We start from the raw sequence: 21,469 nt of genomic DNA, 5'->3' as shown, positions 1-21,469 counted from the left end.
TTACAATAAAAAATTATGCCGAAAACGTTTTTCTACGAATTAATAATCGTGTAGTATAAATTTAGTTTTTCTTGAACAGAATTTATTTCATTATTTTTTTCGTTTTGATTAAATTGATTAATCATATTGATTGAGAATTTTGATTCAAATTCTAAACGGTCCAATTCTATTTCATAAAAATTAATTTGATGATGAATTTGTGTGAAATAATAATTCACCAATTCAACATACATCAATCTAAGTTCTTGATTTACTCTGATAAATTCTACAAATTCTTGCAATTCGACCAAAAACTCAATCATTTGTTTATTGATTTCTGATTGTTTATCTTTTAGTTCAATCTTTTTCAAATAATCAGTTGATAAAGCAATTTTATCACCCAAAAGTTGGTGCTTTCTTGTTAAAATTAAAGCACATTCTAACGCTTTCTTCATCATTTTAATTTTTATTCTAACACAAAGAAAATAAATCTAAATGCCAAAATATGTCGCCCAAAAAATCATTCATTTTGACAAAACATTCCCTAACTTTGAAATCTAAACAAGATTTTATGAATGCGCCTTTAGCTGAAAGAATGCGTCCAAAAACGCTTGAAGAATACATTAATCAAAAGCATTTGGTGGGCGAAAACGGACCAATAAAAATGATGTTGCAACATGATATGATTGCTTCGATGATTTTTTGGGGACCGCCAGGGACAGGAAAAACGACACTAGCTCAATTGATTTCCGAATTAACTGATCGACCATTTTATACGTTGAGCGCCATAAATTCTGGTGTGAAAGAAGTACGTGAAGTAATTGAAAAAGCAAAGAATCAAAATTTGTTTTCGGGAACAAAAAATCCTATTTTATTTATAGATGAAATTCATCGTTTCAATAAATCACAACAAGATAGTTTGTTGGGAGCGGTAGAAACTGGTTTGGTGACGTTGATTGGAGCAACAACCGAAAATCCAAGTTTCGAAGTTGTACCAGCTTTGCTTTCGCGTGCGCAAGTTTATGTATTGAAACATCTCGAAAAAGAAGATTTAGTTGATTTAATCGAACGAGCTATAAAAAAAGATACGGTTTTATCTAAATTAAATATTGAATTAGTTGAAACAAATGCATTATTAAGATATTCGGGAGGTGATGCAAGAAAATTATTGAATGGTTTGGAGTTGGTAATTAATAGTTTTTCTCCAACTGATAAAATCATCATCAACGATGAAATTGTGCATGAACGTATTCAGCAAAATTTAGCGCGTTATGATAAAACGGGTGAACAACATTATGATATTATTTCAGCTTTTATCAAATCGATTCGTGGTTCAGATCCAAATGGAGCGGTTTATTGGTTAGCTCGAATGATTGAAGGTGGTGAAGATTTGAAATTTATTGCGCGAAGAATGTTGATTTCAGCTTCCGAAGATGTGGGAAATGCAAATCCAACAGCGATGATTTTGGCGAATAATACATTTCAAGCTGTTTCGGTGATTGGTTATCCAGAATCTCGTATTTTATTGAGTCAATGTGCGGTTTATTTAGCAAATTCTCCAAAAAGTAATGCAACTTATTTAGCGATTGGTAAAGCGCAACAAGTTGTGAAACAAACAGGGGATTTACCTGTTCCGTTGCATTTACGAAATGCACCAACTAAGTTGATGAAAGATTTGGATTATGGAAAAGAATATAAATATTCGCACGATTTTCCAGGAAATTTTGCTGAACAAGAATTTTTACCAAATGAAATTTCGGGGACGACTTTTTATGAGCCAGGAAATAATAAGCGAGAACAAGTGGATAAACAATCGCTGAATCAAAAGTGGAAAGGTAAGTATGGATACTAAAAATAAAAATCTCAGTTAATCAAGTTTAACTGAGATTTTAAGGTTTGGTTGATTTTTTTGGTTTAGATTGGTTTTATATGATAATAGGTTGGTGATTGTATATATACAAGGTTTGTGCCAAAACTTAATAAAAAGTAAAAAATTGATTAAAAAAAAGAAAAAATTAAAGTTTTTCGATTTAAAAAAGGAATTTATATTTATAAAATAAAGAAAATGAAACAAATACAAATTATAAACGGACCTAATTTAAATTTACTTGGCGTTCGCGAACCAGAGATTTATGGAACACAAACTTTCGAAGATTTTTTTGAAAATGAATTGAGAAAGCAATTTCCAGAAGTTTCGTTGCATTATTTTCAATCAAATCACGAAGGAGATATTATTGATAAATTGCACGAAATTGGTTTTAAATATGACGGAATTATCTTGAATGCTGGTGCGTATACGCATTATTCGTATGCGATTGCAGATGCGATAAAAGCGATTACGACTAAAGTGATAGAAGTTCATATTTCGGATATTTATGCGCGCGAAGATTTCAGAAAAAATAGTGTAACAGGTGAAAGTTGTCTAAAAATTATTTCAGGAAAAGGTTTACCAGGTTATGTTGAAGCTGTGAATAATTTTGTGAAATAATTAATAATCATTATCTTAACAAGATTAAAATCTATTACCTATGGATAAAATTATTTTAGGATTAATCTTTGGATTAACCATTATTAGCTGTAATTCGAAAGCTGATAAAAACAATACAGAGCAAAAAGCTCAGGCAATGACGGCTTGTGAACAAGCGGCAATAACACCAGGGATATCTGCGGCTAAAAAAGAGCTGATTACAAAATATTGTGACTGTTCGACAGATAAAATGATGGATGAATTTACATATACAGAAATGATGCAAATGAATAATCCAACACCTGAATTACAAGAACGATTAATGAAATTAATAGAACCTTGTATCAATGATTTGAAAACAAAATCTGCTGAATTAGGAGAGTAATAAACAAAAAAGTCGGAACTATGTTCCGACTTTTTTAATATTCTTTTTTGTATTGTTCTTTCTTAAACTCGTCTACAAGATGTTCGTTCAAACTATCAATGTAGCCTAAGATTTCTAATTTACCAATTTTACTCGAAGCCGAACTTGTAAATATTTTTGGTAATTCTTCCCAAGTTTTTAATAACTCGTTTTTGTAGTGATTCAAGTTTTTTTGCATTTGTGTACTCGTTAGTTTGTCTAATTTTGTAAACACAATCGCAAACGGAATTTGTTTGTTTCCTAACCATTCCATAAACTGTAAATCTATTTTTTGAGGCGTGTGTCGAGAATCAATCAATAAAAAAACATTGACCAAGTTTTTACGAAACTCAATGTAATCATAAATCATTTTATTGAAACCACCACGAACACCTTTTGGTGCTTTAGCAAAACCATAACCTGGTAAATCGGCTAAATACCAAGTATCGTCCATTTCGAATGTATTAATCAATTGAGTTTTACCTGGAGTTGCAGAAGTTTTAGCTAATGCTTTTTTATCTGCTAACATATTGATTAATGATGATTTTCCAACATTAGAACGCCCAATAAATGCGTATTCTGGTTTGAAAGGATCTGGACAATCTGTATATTTTTGCGAACTTTTTACGAATTCAGCTTTTTTAATCATAATTATGCTTTAGTGGCTGGATCTAATTGTTTTTCGATTAGCCATTTGTATAAAATTTCGTTGAATAATTCAGGGTGTTCCATCATTGGAGCGTGCCCACATTTATCAATCCAAAATAAAGAAGCGTCTGGTAATTCTTCTTCAAATTCTATTGCAACTTCTGGTGGAGTTACATTATCTTGTTTTCCCCAAATCAAACAAACAGGCATTTTGATGTCTTTTAAATCATCTTTCATGTTAGATTTGATCGCGTCTCTTGCGATATATAAAGTTTTGATAGCTTTATTTCTGTCATTTACAGTGTCAAAAACATCATCTACAATTTCTTTTGTAGCGATAGCAGGATCGTAAAAAACTTCGCGCGTTTTACGTTCTACATATTCGTAATTACCACGTTTTGGATAAGTTTCTCCAAAAGATTTTTCGTACAAACCAGAACTTCCTGTTAAACAAAGTGCTTTTACATATTCTGGATGTCTGTGACAAACCATCAAACCAATATGTCCTCCTAAAGAATTTCCAACTAAAATAGCTGGTTCTTTAACGACTTCTTCAATAAAATTTGCAACATGTTTTGCAATATTTTTGATATTAGTATTGATGACAGATAAAGAATATAATGGCAATTCTGGTGCGAAAACCTTATATCCTCTTTGTGCATAATAATTTGTAAGTGAGCTGAAATTGCTAAGTTCACCCATTAATCCATGAAGCAAAACAATTGGTTGTCCTTCTCCTTCTTCTATGTAAGAGAACTTATCTTTTTTCTTTAAGCTAAAAAACATTTACTCGATATTAAGTCGACAAATTTAATTAATTATATTTTTTATTTCGTGGTTTATATGAAAAACTTTAACAATCCATATTAATCACTTATCAAAACAAGGTCTATATAAACATTATTTCTCATTTTATACATGGGGTTAGCGTTAGAAAAAACATAACTATCTGATACTAAATTTTAAATTGTTGATAACTATTTCAATAAAAGTGGTAAAAAATGGTAATTTGTGGTAATATTTTATTTATTTTTGGAAAAATTCTATCATGAATTCATTAATTGGAACATATGAGTGTAAGGTAGATACAAAGGGTAGGCTCCCAATACCAGCGGGTTTGAAGAAACAACTTGCTGAATGTTTGGAAGATGGCTTTGTGTTGAAAAGATCTGTGTTTCAAAATTGTTTAGAGCTGCATCCAATGAAAGAATGGGAAAAAGTGATGAATGATTTGAATAAATTGAATCGATTTGTGAAGAAAAACAATGATTTTATTAGAATTTTTACGGCTGGATTAAAAATTGTCGAAGTTGATGCAAATGGAAGGCTACAGATTTCAAAAGATTTAGTGAAATTTGCAGAAATTAATAAAGAAGTTGTTCTGAATTCTTCTGTAAACATGATCGAGATTTGGGATAAAGACAAATATGAAGAGTCGATTAATGTAGACGATTTAGATTTTGCTTCTTTGGCAGAAGATGTAATGGGAAATTTAGGAGAAGATGAGTGAATATCATAATCCGGTATTATTAAAAGATAGTGTTGATGCGTTAATTATTAACGAATCAGGTATATATGTAGATTGTACGTTCGGGGGTGGAGGACACTCACGTGAAATATTAAGTCGTTTGGATAAAAATGGGAAATTATTTTCATTTGATCAAGATGTAGATGCGGTTCGCAATAAAATTGATGATGATCGATTTGAGTTAGTTGAACAAAATTTTAGATTCTTGAAAAATAATTTAAGATTTCGTGGAATAAAACAAGTTGATGGTGTTTTGGGTGATTTGGGAGTTTCTTCTCATCAGTTTGATACACCAGAACGTGGTTTTTCAACTCGTTTTGATGGAGAATTGGATATGCGAATGAATCAGAATGCAAAATTATCTGCCAAAACAATTATTAACGAATACGAAGAAGAAGATCTTGCGCGTGTTTTTTATGATTTTGGAGAATTGCAAGGTTCGTATCGTTTGGCAAGAGAAGTTGTGAAAGCAAGAGCGGATAAACAAATCAATACAATTGATGAATTGAAGCAGATTTTTTCATTCATTCCAAAAATGAAAGAAAATAAATTTTTCGCTCAAATGTTTCAGGCTTTACGTATCGAAGCAAATGATGAAATGGCTGCATTGAAAGAGATGTTGACGCAATGTGGAGAAGTTATAAAACCAGGTGGTCGCTTGGTGATTATTTCGTATCATTCGTTAGAAGATCGCTTAACAAAACGCTACATGAAAAACGGAATGTTTGAAGGTGAACCAGAGCGTGATGTTTTTGGAAATTGGTCGGCGCCTTTCAAACCTTTACAATCAAAGGTGATTGTGCCAACGCAAGAAGAAATTAATGAAAATCCAAGAGCGCGTAGTGCGAAAATGCGTATTGCGGTTCGTAATGAGGATTAAGAAATAGGAATGGCAAAAAAGAAAAAAATATTACCAGAGAAAAAAACTTTTATAGGTTTGTTGAGAGGTGAGTTTTTAATCAAAACTGGCTCAGAACAAAACTGGAAGTTTATGTTGTATCTGGTAGGTTTGGCTTTTTTGAGTATTTCGAGTTCGCATTTAGTTGATCGAAAAGTGGTTCGCATCGCTGAGTTGCAAGATAAAGTAGAAGATTTAAAATCTCAATATACAGATAAGCATCGCGATTTGATGCGTATGCAATTAGAAACGGAAATTTTGGAGCGTACAGCAGTGTATGGTTTGAAAATTCCAGATAAACAACCTTATTATATAGTAGACAAAGTTTATGACGAAGTCAGCGAAAAATAAAAACAATATTGTCATCAAAGGATGGGTATTTGCCGGCGCACTTGCGATTTGGGCCATCTTTATTGTTGTTTTTATGTTTCGAATTAATATTGTAGAAGGGGTTGAATTAGAGCGTTTTGCTGAAAAGAATAATTTTAGATTAGATACCGTTACGGCGGAGCGTGGTAATTTATATGCTTCTAATGGTGCATTAATGGCTACAACTGTTACAAAACACAATGTTTATGTGGATTTGACGGTGATCAAAGATGAATTATTCAAAACAGAAATGCACAATCTTGCCGATTCTTTAGGTAAGATGTTTACAAAATCTCCCTCTTATTTTTACGACAAATTTTCTACAGAACGTAAAAAGAAAAATCGTTACATGATGTTGGTGAAAGATTTGGATTATGAGCAATATCAACGCATCAAAAAATTTCCAATCTTCAACAAAGGTCAAAACAAAGGTGGATTTATTCATGAAACTGAGTCAAAACGAGAGTTAATTGTTCAAGATATTGGTGTTCGTACAATTGGTTACGATGATCAACGCGGAAAAGTTGGATTAGAAGGAGCTTATTCTGATTTATTAAGCGGTATTGAAGGACGTCGTTGGGAACAATTTATGGGACGCGGTAAATGGAAACCAATGAAAAGTTGGGAGCAAGAGCCTCAAGCAGGTTCATCTGTTTACACAACAATAGATGCCGATTTACAAATGGTTGCTTATGATGCTTTGTACAAACAACTTTCTGAATTTGAGGCGCAACACGGAAGTGTCGTTGTAATGGAAGTTCAGACAGGAAAAGTTCGTGCAATTGTGAATTTATCTCGCAAAAAAGACGGAACATATATCGACGATTATAACTATGCGGTTGGTGAAGCTGCGGAGCCAGGATCTACTTTCAAAACAGTTTCGTTGCTAGCTGCAATGGATGATGGTTTTATCAATAAAAATTCGACAGTAGAAACGGGAGGTGGAAGTTATAAATTCTATGGTCGTACGATTACAGATACACACGGATACGGAACATTGACTGTAGATGGCGTGATGAAAAAATCGTCTAACATTGGTACAGCTAAAATTATAAATAAATATTACGGAGAAAATCCAAAAGCTTTCTTCAAAAAAATGGATAAATGGCATATGACTTCGCCTCTTGGAGTTGATATTCTTGGAGAAGGAAGTCCAATTATGCACCGTCCAGATAGTAAATCTTGGAGTAATATTACGTTACCTGTAATGGGTTATGGATATGGTTTACAGTTAACTCCAATTCAAATTGTGACTTTCTACAACGCAGTGGCAAATAATGGTAGAATGTTGAAACCATTATTTATGGATAAAATCACACGTAAAGGTGAACCTGATAAAATTTTCGAACCTGTTGTTTTAGTAGATCAACTAACTTCTTTGGAAAATGTAAAACAGATGCAAGAAATGCTTCGTGGTGCAGTAGAACAAGGAACGGGACGTATTATTAGTAATAGTAATTACGATATTGCTGGTAAAACTGGTACTGCTCGTGTTGATTATTGGAAGCGAGATGGTAAAGGAATGCAATATCGTGCTTCATTTGCAGGATATTTTCCAGCAGAAAAACCAAAGTATTCTTGTATCGTAGTTGTGCACAAACCAAATACAGCCAAAGGGTTTTATGGAGGTAGTGTAACTGCTCCGGTTTTTAAGAAAATTGCCGATTGGGTATATTCAAAAACTCCCATACCTTTGCCACGCGATTTAGTAAAAAAGAACGCGGTGAAAGAGTTTAAAAAAGGAGATGATATTAATGTTAGTAATTCTAAAAATATAGTGCCAAATGTGACTGGTCATACAGGATCTAAAGCAATTCCGGTATTAGAAAATTTAGGATTAGATGTACAATATTCAGGGTTTGGAAAAGTAACAAATCAATCCATTCCTGCGGGAACAAGATTTAAGAAGGGTGAGACAATTTATTTAATGTTGGAAGGATGAGAAATTTAGTTGATTTATTATATAAAGTTTCCATCTCAGAAACGATTGGTTCAACAAAAGTTGAAGTCAATAATATTCAATTTGATTCAAGAAAAGTATCAAACGATGATGTTTTTGTTGCTGTATATGGAGTTACAGTTGACGGTCATCAGTATATAGAAAAAGCGATTGGTTTAGGTGCTAAAGCAATTGTTTGCGAAGTTTTGCCAGAAAATTTAGTTGAAGGAGTAACGTATGTGAAAGTTGAAAATTCAACGATTGCATTAGGAATTTTAGCTTCTAACTTTTATGGAAATCCAACAAAAGATTTAAAACTTGTTGGAGTTACAGGTACGAATGGAAAAACAACAACGACAACTTTGTTGTACGAAGTGTTTACAAAATTAGGTTATGCTTGTGCATTAATTTCGACGATTAAAATTGTAATTGATGGTGAAGTGATTCCTTCTACCCATACAACGCCAGATATTTTGACATTGAACAAAATGTTTCGCGAAGCGGTAGATAGAGGATGCGAATTTGCTTTTATGGAAGTTTCTTCGCACGGAATTCATCAAAATAGAATTGCGGGTTTGCATTTCGAAGTGGCTGGATTTACGAATATCACACACGATCATTTAGATTATCACAAAACGTTTGTAAATTATCTTGCAGCAAAAAAGAAATTCTTCGACGATTTACCAAAAACGTCTACGGCAATTTCGAATGCAGATGATAAAAACGGAAAAGTAATGCTTCAGAATACAGTTGCTACGAAAAAATTGTATGCGCTAAAAACTGATGCAGATTTTAAAGGAAAAATTATTGAACACCAATTTGATGGAATGCAATTAGAATTCAATGGAAAAGAATTCTGGACATCATTAATTGGTCAATTCAATGCATATAATTTATTATTAGTTTTTGGTGTAGCGTCAATTTTAGGACAAGATGAGTTAGAAGTCTTAAAAGCGTTGAGCTCACTAGGAAATGTTGATGGTCGTTTTCAAACATTCAAAACAGAATCAGGAATTATCGTAATCGTAGATTATGCACATACGCCTGACGCATTAGAAAATGTTTTGGATACAATAGAAGGAATTCGTACCAAAAACGAAAAACTAATAACAATTGTAGGTTGTGGTGGAGATCGCGATAAAACAAAACGTCCAGAAATGGCGGATATCGCGAGCGAAAAATCTAATCTTGCCATTTTTACATCAGATAATCCAAGAACCGAAGATGCAGAAGTAATTCTTCGCGAGATGGAAGTTGGTGTAAAAGCGCAATTTTATAATCGCACCTTGAAGATTACAGATCGAAAAGAAGCTATAAAAACAGCACTTAAAATGGCCGAACCAAAAGATATTATTTTGATTGCGGGTAAAGGTCACGAGACGTATCAAGAAATTAACGGAGTAAGAACACATTTTTCTGATGTAGAAGTTGCATCAGAATTGAGTAAAATATTGAACAAATAAAGAATGTTATACAATTTATTTGATTATTTAGAAGGTATCCATTTTCCAGGTGCGCGTATGTTTCAATACACGTCTTTCCGCGCGGGAATGGCAATTTTATTGGCAATGTTCATCAGTTTGTTTTACGGAAAAAGAATCATCAGTTATTTACGTAAAGAACAAATGGGCGAAATTGTTCGTGATTTAGGTTTGAAAGGACAAATCGAAAAAGCAGGAACGCCAACAATGGGTGGTTTAATCATCATTTTGGCAACGTTAATTCCGACTTTACTTTTTGCGAGATTAGATAATATTTACATAATCATTTTGTTGGTTTCAACAATTTGGTTGGGTGTGATTGGTTTTTTAGATGATTACATCAAAGTTTTTAGAAAAAACAAAGAAGGTTTACAAGGTAAATTTAAAATTTTAGGACAAGTTGGTCTTGGAGTTGTAGTTGGATTAATGCTTTATTTCAGTCCAACAGTTACTGTAAAACATCAAGAAAATAGAGTAAAAAAAGCTGTAGGAATAGAACAAACAGAATACAACCGACAAATAAAATTTGGTCCAGAAGAAAAAACATTAGAAACGACAATGCCTTTTGTAAAAGGAAATGAATTCAACTATTCTGATATTTTGTTTTGGATGGATGCGCAAGATCGACCAACATGGGCAGTTGCAGCGATTTTTATTTTTGCGGTAATTTTTATCATTACAGCAGTATCGAATGGAGCAAATTTAACAGATGGAATCGACGGTTTAGCAGCAGGTAGTTCGGCTGTGATTATGGCGGCAATCTCGATGTTTGTTTTCGTTTCCGGAAATTTAATGTTCGCCGATTATTTGAACATTATGTTTATTCCGCGTTCAGAAGAAGTCTTGATTTTCTGTGGAGCTTTCCTTGGAGGTTTGATCGGATTTATTTGGTATAATACCTATCCAGCTCAAGTGTTCATGGGAGATACAGGAAGTTTAACAATCGGAGGAATTATTGCTGTTTTAGCAATTATCGTTCGTAAAGAATTATTATTACCAATTTTGTGTGGAATATTTTTCGCAGAAAGTTTATCAGTAATGTTACAGGTGTCTTATTTCAAGTACACGAAAAAGAAATTTGGTGAAGGTCGTAGAATCTTTTTGATGTCTCCTCTACATCACCATTTTCAGAAGTTAGGTTATCATGAAAGTAAAATCGTGGTGCGTGCAATTATCATCGGAATCATTTTAGCGGTAATTAGTATTATTACCTTAAAGATTAGATAAAAAATGAAAAGATTAGTCGTTTTAGGAGGAGGAGAAAGTGGCGTAGGAACAGCTATTCTTGCGAAGAAAGAAAACTTTGATGTTTTTCTTTCGGACATGGGACAAATAAAAGACAAGTATAAACAACTTTTGGAGGAGCACGGAATTGCTTATGAAGAAGGTCAGCACACAGAAGAATTAATTCTGAATGCGGATGAAGTAATGAAAAGTCCAGGTATTCCAAAAAAATCAGCGCTAATTCAGAAATTAGAAGCGAAAGGAATTTCAATTATTTCTGAAATTGAATTTGCGTCTCGTTATACAGATGCAAAAATTATTGCGATTACAGGATCTAATGGAAAAACAACAACAACAAGTTTGATGTTCCATATCCTAAAGCAAGCTGGATTAAATGTAGGATTAGGTGGCAACATCGGAAAAAGTTTTGCAAAATCTGTAGCTGAAGATAACTTCGATTATTATGTACTAGAAGTAAGTAGTTTTCAGTTAGATGATATCAAAATAGATTTCAAACCGTATGTTGCAATTTTACTGAACATTACACCAGATCATTTAGACCAATACAATTATCAGTTTGATTTGTATGCAAAGGCTAAATTCAGAATTACTGAAAACCAAGATGAAAACGATTATTTTATCTACAATTTGGATGATCCAAAAACAATGGAGATGATTGATAAGATTGATATTCGAGCTCATCGCAAACCGTTCACAATGATGGATGCAACAAATGAAGCATACGCAAACAATGAATTGTTCCGTGTGAACGATTCGAATGGTGATTTTACAATGTTAGTGAATGATTTAGGATTAATTGGTAAACACAATGTTTCTAATTCATTGGCTGCGGCTGTAGCTGCAAAAATTATTGATATCAATAATGAGGAACTAAAAAAGAGTTTGTCTGATTTTAAATCGGTTGAACATCGTTTAGAGCCTGTTTTGACAATTGGAGGAATAGATTTTATCAACGATTCTAAAGCAACAAATGTGAATGCAACATATTTTGCTTTGGAAAGTATGACGAAACCAGTTGTTTGGATTGTTGGAGGAACTGATAAAGGAAACGATTACAACGAAGTTTTACCTTTCGTGAAAAAGAAAGTGAAAGCAATTGTTTGTTTAGGTGTTGATAACGCAAAAATTGTTGATTTTTTCAGTCCATATATCGATACAATTGTTGAAACAAATACAATGAAAGATTGTGTAGAACAATCATATAAATTAGCAACAAAAGGAGAAACGGTTCTTCTGTCACCAGCTTGTGCAAGTTTCGATTTGTTCAAAGGTTACGAAGATCGTGGAGATCAATTTAAAGAAAACGTACGCAAATTATAATAACATAACCAACCAATGTCTAACATCGTACAAAAATATTTTAAAGGCGATAAACCGCTTTGGGCTTTCATTTTATTGTTAGCACTATTTTCGTTCTTACCTGTTTATTCTGCAAGTTCTAACTTGGTGTATACGGTAGGATCGGGAACTATTTTTGGGCATTTAGGTAAGCACGCTGTGATTTTATTAATTGGTTTATTTATCATTTATGGATTACAACGTATTGATTATCGTTGGTTTGGTTTGTTTGCTTTAACAGCGGTTGTTATACTTTCTGGAGTTTTGGCAATAACACTCGTACAAGGACAAACCATTGGAGGTGCAAATGCTGCGCGTTGGTTAACTATTCCAGGGACTGGAATTGGTATTCAGCCTTCGATGATTGCTTCGCAAGCGTTGTTGATTTATATAGCTCGTTATTTAACAAAAAATAGAGACAAAGAATATACATGGAAAAATACAGCAGTTCCATTATTCTTACCAATTATTGTAATTGTAGGATTAATCTTTCCTTCTAATGGTTCAACAGCGTTGATGTTAGCTGGAATGTGCGGAATATTGTTGATTATTGGTGGATTTCCATTCAAATATTTATTTACAATTGCCGGAGTAGGTTTAATACTCGGTGGCGGATTCGTGTGGATGGCTTTATCTCGACCAGATTTAGTAACAAATTCTCGTGTGCACACATGGATGTCACGTATCGAGAAATTTAATGACGATTCTGGATTAGAAAGTTATCAAGTTTTACACGCAAAAGCTGCAATTGCGAGAGGATTGAATGAAATGGCTGGACCAGGAAAAAGTGTTTTCAAACAAACTTTACCGCAGTCATCATCCGATTTTATCTTCGCGATTATTGTAGAAGAATATGGTGCAATTGGTGCAATTCTATTAATCGGAATTTTCCTTCTGATTTTAATACGGATTTGTATCATCGCATCTAAAATTCATACCGTTTTTGGTACGCTACTTGTATTTGCAGTGGGCTTACCAATTATTATACAAGCGATGGTAAACATGGCGGTAGCGGTTAATTTAATTCCTGTAACAGGGCAACCATTGCCAATGATTAGTTACGGAGGAACATCCATTTGGATGACATGTATTTCGTTCGGAATAATTTTGAGTGTAAGTACTCAGATTAAATCGCAAGAAGAATTAGAACAAGATAGAAAAGTATTAAGTGAAGAATACATCGAAGACATCGCCTAAAGTTTTAATAAGCGGCGGAGGAACAGGTGGACATATTTATCCAGCCATTGCAATTGCAGACGAAATAAAACGTCGTTTGCCAGATGCACAAATTTTGTTCGTTGGAGCAGAAGGAAGAATGGAAATGGAAAAAGTGCCAAAAGTTGGGTATGACATAAAAGGTTTACCAATTTCTGGATTTGATAGAAGTAACATGAAAGCGAATTTAAAGTTCCCTTTCAAATTGATAAAAAGTTTAAATCTTGCAAAGAAAATCTACAAAGATTTTCAGCCAGATTTAGCTGTTGGTACAGGAGGTTATGCAAGTGGACCAATGTTGTGGGTAGCGGGAAGTAAAAATGTTCCGATTTTATTACAAGAACAGAATTCGTTTCCAGGAGTTACCAACAAAATTTTGAAAAATAAAGCTAGTGCTATTTGTACAGCTTACGAAGGAATTTCTCAGTTTCCGCAAGAAAAAGTGCATTACACAGGAAATCCTATTCGTGCCGAAATTTTTCAAAATTTACCTTCAAAAGCAGAAGCAATTTCAGCTTTTGGATTAGATCCAGAAAAACCAACTATTTTATCAGTTGGTGGTTCACAAGGATCAAGAGCAATGAACAATGCTTGGTTAGAAAACCTTGACGAATTTGTTGCAAGTGGTGTTCAGTTGATTTGGCAAACAGGAAAGTTAGATTATCAAAAAATCAAAAATTTGGTTGGCGATAAATATCCAACGATTCATGTAACCGAATTTATTTACAACATGAAAGATGCGTATGCAGCTTCGGATATGATTGTTTCTCGCGCAGGAGCAATGGCGATTTCTGAATTGTGTATTGTTGGTAAAGCAACTATTTTGCTTCCATTGCCAACAGCGGCAGAAGATCATCAAACCAAAAATGCACAAGCATTGGTTGAGAAAGATGCAGCGATTATGGTAAAAGATGTAGATGCAAAACAAATTTTAGTCAAAGAAGTAATTGCTTTGGCGAACAATGAAGAATTAAAAAATAAATTATCTCAAAACATTAAGCAATTAGGGAAACCGAATGCGACAAAAGAGATTGTAGATATATTATTGAATTTATTATAATGAATATTTTAGATAAAACATATTATTATTTCATCGGTGCAGGAGGAATCGGAATGAGTGCTTTGGAACGTTTCTTCAAGTCAATCGGAAAAGAAGTTGTAGGTTATGACAAAACACAAACCGAGTTAACAACTGAATTGATTGCTGAAGGAATTGATATTCATTTTGAAGATAACATCGAGTTAATTCCAGCAGGAATTAATCCAAAAAATACGTTGGTAATTTATACGCCAGCAGTACCAAAAGATCATTCAGAACTAAATTATTTTTTAGTGAATGATTTTAAAGTCATGAAGCGTTCAGAAGTGTTAGGTGAAATTACCAAACATACATACAATATTGGTGTTGCGGGAACACATGGAAAAACAACGACTTCATCTATTTTAGGACATATCCTAAAAGTTGCAAATGTAGAATGCACAGCTTTTTTAGGTGGTATTGCAGAAAATTATGATTCGAATATCATCTTAAATGGATCTAAATATACAGTTGCAGAAGCCGATGAATTTGACCGTTCTTTTTTACGTCTTTCTCCAAAATTAGCGATTATCACAAGTGATGATGCAGATCATTTGGATATTTATGGTGAGCGTGATGAAGTGAAAAAATCGTTTCAAGAATTTGCGGCAATTGTGGAAGAAAAATTATTTGTTCACAAAGGTTTGCCTTTCGACGGAGCTTTTACGTATGGAGTAGATTTGGACGCAGATTATGATGGGCACAATGTAAGAATTATTGATGGACATTATGTATTTGATGTAAAAACACCAAACGGTTCATTGACAGATGTTGGAATTTTATTACCAGGACATCACAATATGGAAAATGCGGTTGCGGCTTTAGCTGTTGCAGATTACATGGGTGTTCCACATGATAAAATTAAAGAAGCTTTATCAACTTTTGTTGGAGTTAAAAGACGTTTTAATCGTTTCGAAGCAAATGGAAAAATTTACATCGACGATTATGCACATCATCCAACAGAATTGAATGCAGCAATTCGTTCAGTTCGTGAACTTTATCCGGGTAAAAAAGTGTTGGGAGTATTTCAGCCTCACTTATTTACACGTACAAGAGATTTCGCAGAAGAGTTTGGACAAAGTTTATCGCAGTTAGATAGTTTGATTTTATTAGACATTTATCCTGCCAGAGAGTTACCAATCGAAGGAATTACTTCAAATTGGTTGCTAGAAAAGGTGAATTTAAATGAAAAAATAGTATCTTCATTAGAAGATAGTTTAGCAAACATCAAAAAACAAGATTTTGATGTATTATTGACTGTTGGAGCAGGAAATATTGATACAATTGTTAAACCAATAAAAGAGTGGTTAAGTGAAGCGTAAATTGAAAATCATAAAAGTGATTTTTGGAGTTGCCTTGCTAATCGGTTTGATTAGTTTTACGGTAATTAAGAATGCTTCGCGTACTGTGAAAAAAATTGACGTGGCGTTTGTTCAGCCAGTTGATAATTATTTTATTAATGATGAATCGATAAGAGAAATTATCAACAAAGATGGAAAAGACATTCTGAAACAATCTCTACGAGAGGTGAATGTAAAAGAAATCGAACAAAAAGTAAGTGAGAGTCCTTTTGTGGATTCTGTACAAGTAAGTAAGGATATCAACGGACATTTACGACTTGACATAAAAGCAAACTCAGCAGTAGCAAGAATAAAGACGCTGAAAAATGAATTTTATTTGACAACAAAAGGCGGGAAAATGCCTTTATCTAAATTAAATTCAGCAGATGTAATCTTAGTTTCTGGTGATGTAAAACCGAATGAGTATGAAGATTTGAGTAAGTTTGTTCAAGCTTTGAAAGCTGACGATTTATTAAAAAATCACATCATAGCAATTCAAAAAGTGGGACAACGTTCTTTTAATTTAATTGTAAACACAGGAAACTATTATATAGAATTAGGAACTTTAAACAACTTTGAACAGAAGTTACATAATCTAAAATTATTCTATAATCAATACATTGATTTTATAGGAACTGAAGATTATGAAAAATTGAGCTTGAAATTTGTAAACCAAGTTGTAGCAACCAAACGAATAAAAAATGGAAAACAATAGTAAGATTGCAGTTGGCTTAGACATAGGGACTACAAAGATTGTAGCACTTGTCGGACGAAAAAATGAAAACGGAAAAATCGAAATTCTTGGACACGGACAAGCAAAAAGCTTAGGTGTACACAGAGGTGTTGTAAATAATATTACTCAAACCATCAACTCGATAAAAGAAGCAATTGATAAAGCTGAAAGGGCATCTGGTGTCAAAATTACAGATGTTACTGTTGGTATTGCCGGACAACATATTCGTAGTTTACAACATAGCGATTACATTACTCGTACCAATTCAGAAGACGTGATTGATGATAATGATTTAAAGTTATTAACAAATCAAGTTTACAAATTGGTCATGTTACCTGGAGAAGAAATTATCCATGTTCTTCCTCAAGAATTTAAGGTTGATAACGAAGGTGAAATCCGCGAACCAATCGGAATGTACGGAAGTCGTTTAGAGGCTAATTTCCATGTGGTTGTAGGACAAGTTTCATCGATCCGAAATATTGCACGTTGTGTAAAAGCTGCTGGTTTACGTTTGGCAAGTATTACTTTAGAACCAATTGCATCGTCTAGTGCTGCGCTTAGCGAAGAAGAAAAAGAAGCTGGTGTTGCATTGATTGATATAGGTGGTGGAACAACGGATATTGCAATTTTCAAGGATAATATTATTCGTCACACATCTGTTATTCCGTTTGGAGGAAATGTGATTACAGAAGACATCAAAGTTGGATGTTCTATCATTGGTAAGCAAGCCGAAGCTTTAAAAGAAAAATTTGGTTCTGCTTGGCCAGGAGAAAATAAAGAAACTGAAATTGTATCGATTCCTGGTTTAAAAGGACGCGAAGCAAAAGAAATATCATTAAAAAGATTGTCACAAATTATTCATGCACGTGTGCAGGAGATTTTGGAACAAGTATATTTGGAATTGAAAAATTATGGTTGCGAAGATCAAAACAAAAAATTGATTGCAGGAATCGTTTTAACAGGTGGTGGATCTAAATTGAAACACATTCGTCAGTTAACAGAATATGTAACAGGAATGGATGTAAGAATTGGATACTCTAACGAACATATTGTTGGTGCTAAAGCAGAAGAAATTAGTGGTCCAGAATATGCAACATCTGTAGGTTTATTGATGAAAGGTTTAGAAGAATTAGCGGCGAATTATCAGCACGAAATTTATGAAAAACCAGTAATTAATAACTTAAATAACCAAGAAGAATTAGAAATTGGAATTCAACCAACTCAGCACAAAAAAACTGCAAAAGCAGAAGTTATAGTAGAGGAGGAATCGGTAATCCAAAAACCAAAAAGAGAAGAAATAGTTGACGAATTTTTGGATCAAGAAATTGGTGAAAAGAAAGAAGCTAAATCTAAACCAGAAAAGAAAAATTTCTTTTCGAAATGGACGGATAAATTTATCCAAATGATCAACGAAACTGAATAATAAGAATAAACTAGAATAAATTACGAACCAATTTAATAAGAAGAATATGAGTGATATGTTAACAGGAGATATTGTGTTCAACTTACCAAAGAGCAGATCTCAAGCTATCAAAGTAATCGGAGTAGGTGGTGGAGGTAGTAATGCCGTAAACTACATGTTTGAACAAGGAATTGCAGGTGTAGAATTTGTAATTTGTAATACGGACTCTCAAGCATTAGCAAATAGTCCAGTACCAACAAGAATTCAATTAGGACAAGCAATAACAGAAGGTTTAGGAGCTGGAGCAAATCCTGAGGTAGGAGAGCAATCTGCTATCGAAAGTATGGATGATGTAAAAGCTGTTTTAGACGAGGGTACTAAAATGGTATTTATTACTGCCGGAATGGGTGGTGGTACAGGAACCGGAGCAGCACCAGTAATTGCTGGTATTGCAAAAGAAATGGATATCTTAACAGTTGGGATTGTTACAGCGCCATTCTTTTTCGAAGGAAGAATGAGGTTGGAACAAGCCGAAAAAGGTATCGAAAAATTAAGACAAAACGTCGATTCATTAATTGTTATCAACAATGATAAATTACGTGAATTATACGGAAACTTAGGTTTCAAAAATGGTTTCTCGAAAGCTGATGAGGTTTTAACAACAGCAGCTAAAGGAATTGCAGAAGTTATTACTCAACACTATGCAATGAACATCGATTTACGTGATGCGCGTACAGTACTTAAAAATTCTGGTACAGCAATCATGGGATCTGCGCAAGGTTCTGGTGAAAACAAAGCGAAAGACGCAATTTCTTCTGCTTTAGATTCTCCATTGTTAAACAACAACAAAATTACAGGTGCACGTAACGTATTGTTATTGATTTTATCTGGTAATAACGAAATTACAATGGATGAAATCGGTATCATCAATGATTACATTCAACAAGAAGCTGGTAATAGTGCAAATATTATCATGGGTATTGGTGAAGACTTAGATTTAGGAGATTCTATCTCTGTAACTGTTGTAGCAACTGGTTTTCCTACAGAAGATCAGGCGTATACAGGAAAAGAGGAACAAAAAATTGTACATACATTAGAGGAAGAACAACCAATTAATAAAACGTTATCAGTTGAGCAACCTTTTGTGAATCGTGTAAAACCAATGACGTTAGATTTTGGTCGTTCTAATGCTTCTCAGCAAGCACCACAAACGCCTCAACAAAATCAAACGCCAGAGGCTCCTCAAAATAATTATCGTCAAGCAGATATTAACCAAAGTTTTCAACAACAAACTTATCACAATACGCCAGAAGAATCTTTCGAAGAAAATAATTCTCCAAAGCGTTATGTTTTAGATGATATTGATGATGAGCCAGTGCAAGAGAGACGTTCTTATGATGATTTCGAACCACGTTTGAAATCAGATTTTAATCGTCCGCAAGAACCAACGAATAATGTAAATAATAATCAAACATATAATTCATATTCTAATCCTGTAGCTTCAGAGCAGTCAAACTATCCTCAAAATAATTATGCTGGATATCAAGCTCCAAAGAACGAAGGATATGGAAATGTAGAGCCAGTTCAATCTAATGTAGCTCATTCTGTTGCTCCACAAGCTGAAGAATTACAAGTTGCTATAGATCCATTTAGTCAACCAATTGAGCAATCAAATGATCCTGAATTGAATAGTATGATTGAAGAAAGAAGAAATCGTTTGAAACAATTTAATTTTAAATTCAACAACACGATGACAAATTCTCAAGTAGACGAATACGAAGCAATTCCTGCTTACAAACGTCAAGGATTGAATTTGTCTGATCGTAATGATAATCAATCTTCTGATTTTTCTGTAGGAACTAATCGTAACAACGAAACGCAAATTCGTCCAAACAATTTTCTACACGATAACGTAGATTAATAAACGATCACTCGTAAAAAATATTCTTATTATAGAAAAGGTTCATTGCTTTTGCGATGAGCCTTTTTTTGTCTTAAATTTGTAGTCTAAAAGCAAAACAAATGAATTTAGAAACTCAAATAATGGCACAGTTAAAAGAAGCGATGAAAGCTAAAAATACTGTTGCTTTAGAAGCTTTAAGAGCTGTAAAATCTGAATTATTATTAGCAAAAACATCAGGTGCTAACGGAGAATTATCAGAAGATCAAGAAATTGCTTTATTACAAAAATTAGTAAAACAACGTAAAGAAGCTGCTGAACAATTCGAAGCAAATGGACGTGCTGAATTAGCTGAAAAAGAATTGGCACAAGCAGAAGTTATTCAACAATTTTTACCTGCTCAATTATCAGACGAAGAATTAACAGCTGCAATTACAGAAATTGTTGCAGAGGTTGGCGCTACTTCTCCAAAAGATATGGGAAAAGTAATGGGAGCTGCTTCATCTAAATTAGCTGGTAAAGCGGAAGGGAAATTAATTTCAGCTAAAGTAAAAGACATTTTAGCTAGTTTATAATTGATTTTTAAAGATTTAAAAATTAAGAAAAGGTAAAGTATTATAAACTTTACCTTTTTTATTTCTTTATTAGATAAATTTCTTCAAATTATACAAAACTATTATTTATTGATAATCAATAGTATATCCGATTTAAATAAATAATTCCCAAAAAAATTAGGATTATAGTTTTATTTTAACATTAAATTAACAAATCGCTGTAAGCATCTAAATTCGCAAAGCACAAGAGATTTTAGAATTAAAAATCAATTGATTAGAATAATTCTAAATAAGAAGCTGTTTATACCCTTAAATTTGCAAAGTAAATCAGAAAAATCTAAAGGATGACGAAAAGCATTACAGCGTTTATAGCAATGTTAATGATTTTTCCAATAGCAAATGCTGATGGTAAAATTTTTAAGGATTCTGGTAATAATGACACAATTATTATGCCAGCTTCTGAGAAAAGATTTAGTAACGATATTGATAATGATACCATCAAAAAAGATACATTATCAGTTGAAGATGAAAAGTTGGTTGGAGAACTTATCGAGAATAGTGCTCGAAAAATCTCGACAGGAGTTGTTTCTTGGTATGGAGACAAATTCCACGGACGCAAGACAGCTAGTGGTGAAACGTATGACAAACACGAACTAACAGCTGCCCATAAGTCTTTACCATTTGGTACGAAAGTAAAAGTTACGAATATCAGAAATGGTAAATCTGTAGTTGTAGAAATCAACGACAGAGGTCCATACGCTAAATCTAGAGTTTTAGACTTAAGTCAAGCTGCATTCAGCGAAATTGGTCACACCAATACAGGAGTGATGCAAGTTGAATACGAAATTATCAAAAGCGAAGACAAGAAAGACTAAGATGTTCAGAAAAAATTAAAAGGTTTGAGAATTTATTCTCAAACCTTTTTTTATGCTCTTAAGTTTCGTGCAAAAAA

Annotated in this window: 21 protein-coding genes; 18 read left to right on the top strand and 3 right to left on the bottom strand. The window is 33.4% G+C overall.

The genetic code is table 11. The features are described 5' to 3' along the window. Window positions 1-32: 32 nt before the first annotated feature. A complete protein-coding gene (locus tag B3J26_RS07900) occupies window positions 33-437 on the bottom strand; it encodes a hypothetical protein (RefSeq protein ID WP_115001760.1) in 405 nt (134 codons plus the stop codon). A 113-nt stretch (window positions 438-550) separates the two neighbouring features. Between B3J26_RS07900 and B3J26_RS07895 the strand changes: the two genes are divergently transcribed. The 3 genes from B3J26_RS07895 (at window position 551) to B3J26_RS07885 (ending at window position 2,831) form a co-directional block, all read left to right on the top strand. Then, the gene (locus tag B3J26_RS07895; protein ID WP_280051109.1) at window positions 551-1,831 is read left to right on the top strand and encodes a replication-associated recombination protein A; all 1,281 of its coding nucleotides are present in this window, start codon (window positions 551-553) and stop codon (window positions 1,829-1,831) included. A gap of 213 nt (window positions 1,832-2,044) precedes the next feature. After that, a complete protein-coding gene (locus tag B3J26_RS07890; protein WP_038332802.1) occupies window positions 2,045-2,467 on the top strand; it encodes a type II 3-dehydroquinate dehydratase in 423 nt (140 codons plus the stop codon). A 40-nt stretch (window positions 2,468-2,507) separates the two neighbouring features. Then, window positions 2,508-2,831, top strand: coding sequence for a hypothetical protein (locus tag B3J26_RS07885; protein ID WP_038332805.1), 324 nt, complete (start codon window positions 2,508-2,510; stop codon window positions 2,829-2,831). Window positions 2,832-2,865: 34 nt separating this feature from the next. Here B3J26_RS07885 and yihA read toward each other — a convergent pair whose 3' ends face one another. Both yihA and B3J26_RS07875 read right to left on the bottom strand, forming a co-directional pair. Next, complete coding sequence (yihA, locus tag B3J26_RS07880) at window positions 2,866-3,498, bottom strand: ribosome biogenesis GTP-binding protein YihA/YsxC (RefSeq protein WP_084106860.1); 633 nt, start codon at window positions 3,496-3,498, stop codon at window positions 2,866-2,868. A 2-nt stretch (window positions 3,499-3,500) separates the two neighbouring features. Then, entirely contained in the window at window positions 3,501-4,283 is a 783-nt protein-coding gene (locus B3J26_RS07875) for an alpha/beta fold hydrolase (RefSeq protein ID WP_038332809.1), read from the bottom strand. A gap of 262 nt (window positions 4,284-4,545) precedes the next feature. Here B3J26_RS07875 and mraZ point away from each other — a divergent pair, with 262 nt between their 5' ends. From mraZ to B3J26_RS07800, 15 genes are all read left to right on the top strand, one after another. Beyond that, the gene (mraZ, locus tag B3J26_RS07870; RefSeq protein WP_038332815.1) at window positions 4,546-5,007 is read left to right on the top strand and encodes a division/cell wall cluster transcriptional repressor MraZ; all 462 of its coding nucleotides are present in this window, start codon (window positions 4,546-4,548) and stop codon (window positions 5,005-5,007) included. Then, window positions 5,000-5,905, top strand: coding sequence for a 16S rRNA (cytosine(1402)-N(4))-methyltransferase RsmH (gene rsmH, locus B3J26_RS07865; RefSeq protein ID WP_291074057.1), 906 nt, complete (start codon window positions 5,000-5,002; stop codon window positions 5,903-5,905). The genes mraZ and rsmH overlap by 8 nt, the downstream gene beginning before the upstream one ends. A gap of 9 nt (window positions 5,906-5,914) precedes the next feature. After that, window positions 5,915-6,274, top strand: coding sequence for an FtsL-like putative cell division protein (locus B3J26_RS07860; protein WP_280035432.1), 360 nt, complete (start codon window positions 5,915-5,917; stop codon window positions 6,272-6,274). Further along, the gene (locus B3J26_RS07855; RefSeq protein ID WP_291074055.1) at window positions 6,252-8,234 is read left to right on the top strand and encodes a penicillin-binding protein; all 1,983 of its coding nucleotides are present in this window, start codon (window positions 6,252-6,254) and stop codon (window positions 8,232-8,234) included. Before B3J26_RS07860 ends, B3J26_RS07855 begins: the two co-directional genes overlap by 23 nt. Then, complete coding sequence (locus B3J26_RS07850) at window positions 8,231-9,694, top strand: UDP-N-acetylmuramoyl-L-alanyl-D-glutamate--2,6-diaminopimelate ligase (protein ID WP_291074053.1); 1,464 nt, start codon at window positions 8,231-8,233, stop codon at window positions 9,692-9,694. Before B3J26_RS07855 ends, B3J26_RS07850 begins: the two co-directional genes overlap by 4 nt. A gap of 3 nt (window positions 9,695-9,697) precedes the next feature. Then, the gene (mraY, locus tag B3J26_RS07845) at window positions 9,698-10,939 is read left to right on the top strand and encodes a phospho-N-acetylmuramoyl-pentapeptide-transferase (protein ID WP_291074051.1); all 1,242 of its coding nucleotides are present in this window, start codon (window positions 9,698-9,700) and stop codon (window positions 10,937-10,939) included. Between the two features lie 3 nt (window positions 10,940-10,942). Next, on the top strand, window positions 10,943-12,277 hold the full coding sequence (murD, locus tag B3J26_RS07840) for a UDP-N-acetylmuramoyl-L-alanine--D-glutamate ligase (RefSeq protein WP_291047153.1): 1,335 nt from the start codon (window positions 10,943-10,945) through the stop codon (window positions 12,275-12,277). Between the two features lie 15 nt (window positions 12,278-12,292). Beyond that, complete coding sequence (locus B3J26_RS07835) at window positions 12,293-13,492, top strand: FtsW/RodA/SpoVE family cell cycle protein (protein ID WP_180905153.1); 1,200 nt, start codon at window positions 12,293-12,295, stop codon at window positions 13,490-13,492. Beyond that, on the top strand, window positions 13,464-14,570 hold the full coding sequence (gene murG / locus B3J26_RS07830; protein WP_221855347.1) for an undecaprenyldiphospho-muramoylpentapeptide beta-N-acetylglucosaminyltransferase: 1,107 nt from the start codon (window positions 13,464-13,466) through the stop codon (window positions 14,568-14,570). Before B3J26_RS07835 ends, murG begins: the two co-directional genes overlap by 29 nt. Next, a complete protein-coding gene (gene murC / locus B3J26_RS07825; RefSeq protein ID WP_125349641.1) occupies window positions 14,570-15,910 on the top strand; it encodes a UDP-N-acetylmuramate--L-alanine ligase in 1,341 nt (446 codons plus the stop codon). Before murG ends, murC begins: the two co-directional genes overlap by 1 nt. Window position 15,911: 1 nt before the next feature. Beyond that, the gene (locus tag B3J26_RS07820; protein ID WP_260391980.1) at window positions 15,912-16,643 is read left to right on the top strand and encodes a cell division protein FtsQ/DivIB; all 732 of its coding nucleotides are present in this window, start codon (window positions 15,912-15,914) and stop codon (window positions 16,641-16,643) included. Next, window positions 16,630-18,084: a cell division protein FtsA gene (gene ftsA / locus B3J26_RS07815; RefSeq protein WP_125349639.1), complete on the top strand. Its 1,455-nt coding sequence runs from the start codon at window positions 16,630-16,632 to the stop codon at window positions 18,082-18,084. The genes B3J26_RS07820 and ftsA overlap by 14 nt, the downstream gene beginning before the upstream one ends. A gap of 55 nt (window positions 18,085-18,139) precedes the next feature. Beyond that, on the top strand, window positions 18,140-19,984 hold the full coding sequence (gene ftsZ / locus B3J26_RS07810) for a cell division protein FtsZ (RefSeq protein WP_125349666.1): 1,845 nt from the start codon (window positions 18,140-18,142) through the stop codon (window positions 19,982-19,984). 101 nt (window positions 19,985-20,085) lie between these two features. Continuing rightward, entirely contained in the window at window positions 20,086-20,538 is a 453-nt protein-coding gene (locus B3J26_RS07805; protein ID WP_125349638.1) for a GatB/YqeY domain-containing protein, read from the top strand. Window positions 20,539-20,861: 323 nt separating this feature from the next. Beyond that, complete coding sequence (locus B3J26_RS07800; protein ID WP_125349637.1) at window positions 20,862-21,392, top strand: septal ring lytic transglycosylase RlpA family protein; 531 nt, start codon at window positions 20,862-20,864, stop codon at window positions 21,390-21,392. The last annotated feature ends 77 nt before the right edge of the window (window positions 21,393-21,469 follow it).

The sequence above is a fragment of the Empedobacter sp. UBA5987 genome (assembly GCF_002429865.1).
Taxonomy (GTDB): Bacteria; Bacteroidota; Bacteroidia; order Flavobacteriales; family Weeksellaceae; genus Empedobacter; species Empedobacter falsenii_B.
This window is presented reverse-complemented; position numbering and strand designations above follow the sequence as displayed.

Bases quoted from the DNA above. Each gene is read 5' to 3' on its own strand.
- ftsZ (WP_125349666.1), top strand. From the start codon at position 18,140: ATGTTAACAGGAGATATTGTGTTCAACTTACCAAAGAGCAGATCTCAA.
- B3J26_RS07890 (WP_038332802.1), top strand. From the start codon at position 2,045: ATGAAACAAATACAAATTATAAACGGACCTAATTTAAATTTACTTGGC.
- mraZ (WP_038332815.1), top strand. From the start codon at position 4,546: ATGAATTCATTAATTGGAACATATGAGTGTAAGGTAGATACAAAGGGT.
- mraY (WP_291074051.1), top strand. From the start codon at position 9,698: ATGTTATACAATTTATTTGATTATTTAGAAGGTATCCATTTTCCAGGT.
- murD (WP_291047153.1), top strand. From the start codon at position 10,943: ATGAAAAGATTAGTCGTTTTAGGAGGAGGAGAAAGTGGCGTAGGAACA.
- B3J26_RS07835 (WP_180905153.1), top strand. From the start codon at position 12,293: ATGTCTAACATCGTACAAAAATATTTTAAAGGCGATAAACCGCTTTGG.
- B3J26_RS07850 (WP_291074053.1), top strand. From the start codon at position 8,231: ATGAGAAATTTAGTTGATTTATTATATAAAGTTTCCATCTCAGAAACG.
- B3J26_RS07860 (WP_280035432.1), top strand. From the start codon at position 5,915: ATGGCAAAAAAGAAAAAAATATTACCAGAGAAAAAAACTTTTATAGGT.
- B3J26_RS07805 (WP_125349638.1), top strand. From the start codon at position 20,086: ATGAATTTAGAAACTCAAATAATGGCACAGTTAAAAGAAGCGATGAAA.
- B3J26_RS07900 (WP_115001760.1), bottom strand. From the start codon at position 437: ATGATGAAGAAAGCGTTAGAATGTGCTTTAATTTTAACAAGAAAGCAC.
- B3J26_RS07800 (WP_125349637.1), top strand. From the start codon at position 20,862: ATGACGAAAAGCATTACAGCGTTTATAGCAATGTTAATGATTTTTCCA.
- B3J26_RS07895 (WP_280051109.1), top strand. From the start codon at position 551: ATGAATGCGCCTTTAGCTGAAAGAATGCGTCCAAAAACGCTTGAAGAA.
- murC (WP_125349641.1), top strand. From the start codon at position 14,570: ATGAATATTTTAGATAAAACATATTATTATTTCATCGGTGCAGGAGGA.
- B3J26_RS07875 (WP_038332809.1), bottom strand. From the start codon at position 4,283: ATGTTTTTTAGCTTAAAGAAAAAAGATAAGTTCTCTTACATAGAAGAA.
- ftsA (WP_125349639.1), top strand. From the start codon at position 16,630: ATGGAAAACAATAGTAAGATTGCAGTTGGCTTAGACATAGGGACTACA.
- yihA (WP_084106860.1), bottom strand. From the start codon at position 3,498: ATGATTAAAAAAGCTGAATTCGTAAAAAGTTCGCAAAAATATACAGAT.
- B3J26_RS07885 (WP_038332805.1), top strand. From the start codon at position 2,508: ATGGATAAAATTATTTTAGGATTAATCTTTGGATTAACCATTATTAGC.
- rsmH (WP_291074057.1), top strand. From the start codon at position 5,000: ATGAGTGAATATCATAATCCGGTATTATTAAAAGATAGTGTTGATGCG.
- B3J26_RS07855 (WP_291074055.1), top strand. From the start codon at position 6,252: ATGACGAAGTCAGCGAAAAATAAAAACAATATTGTCATCAAAGGATGG.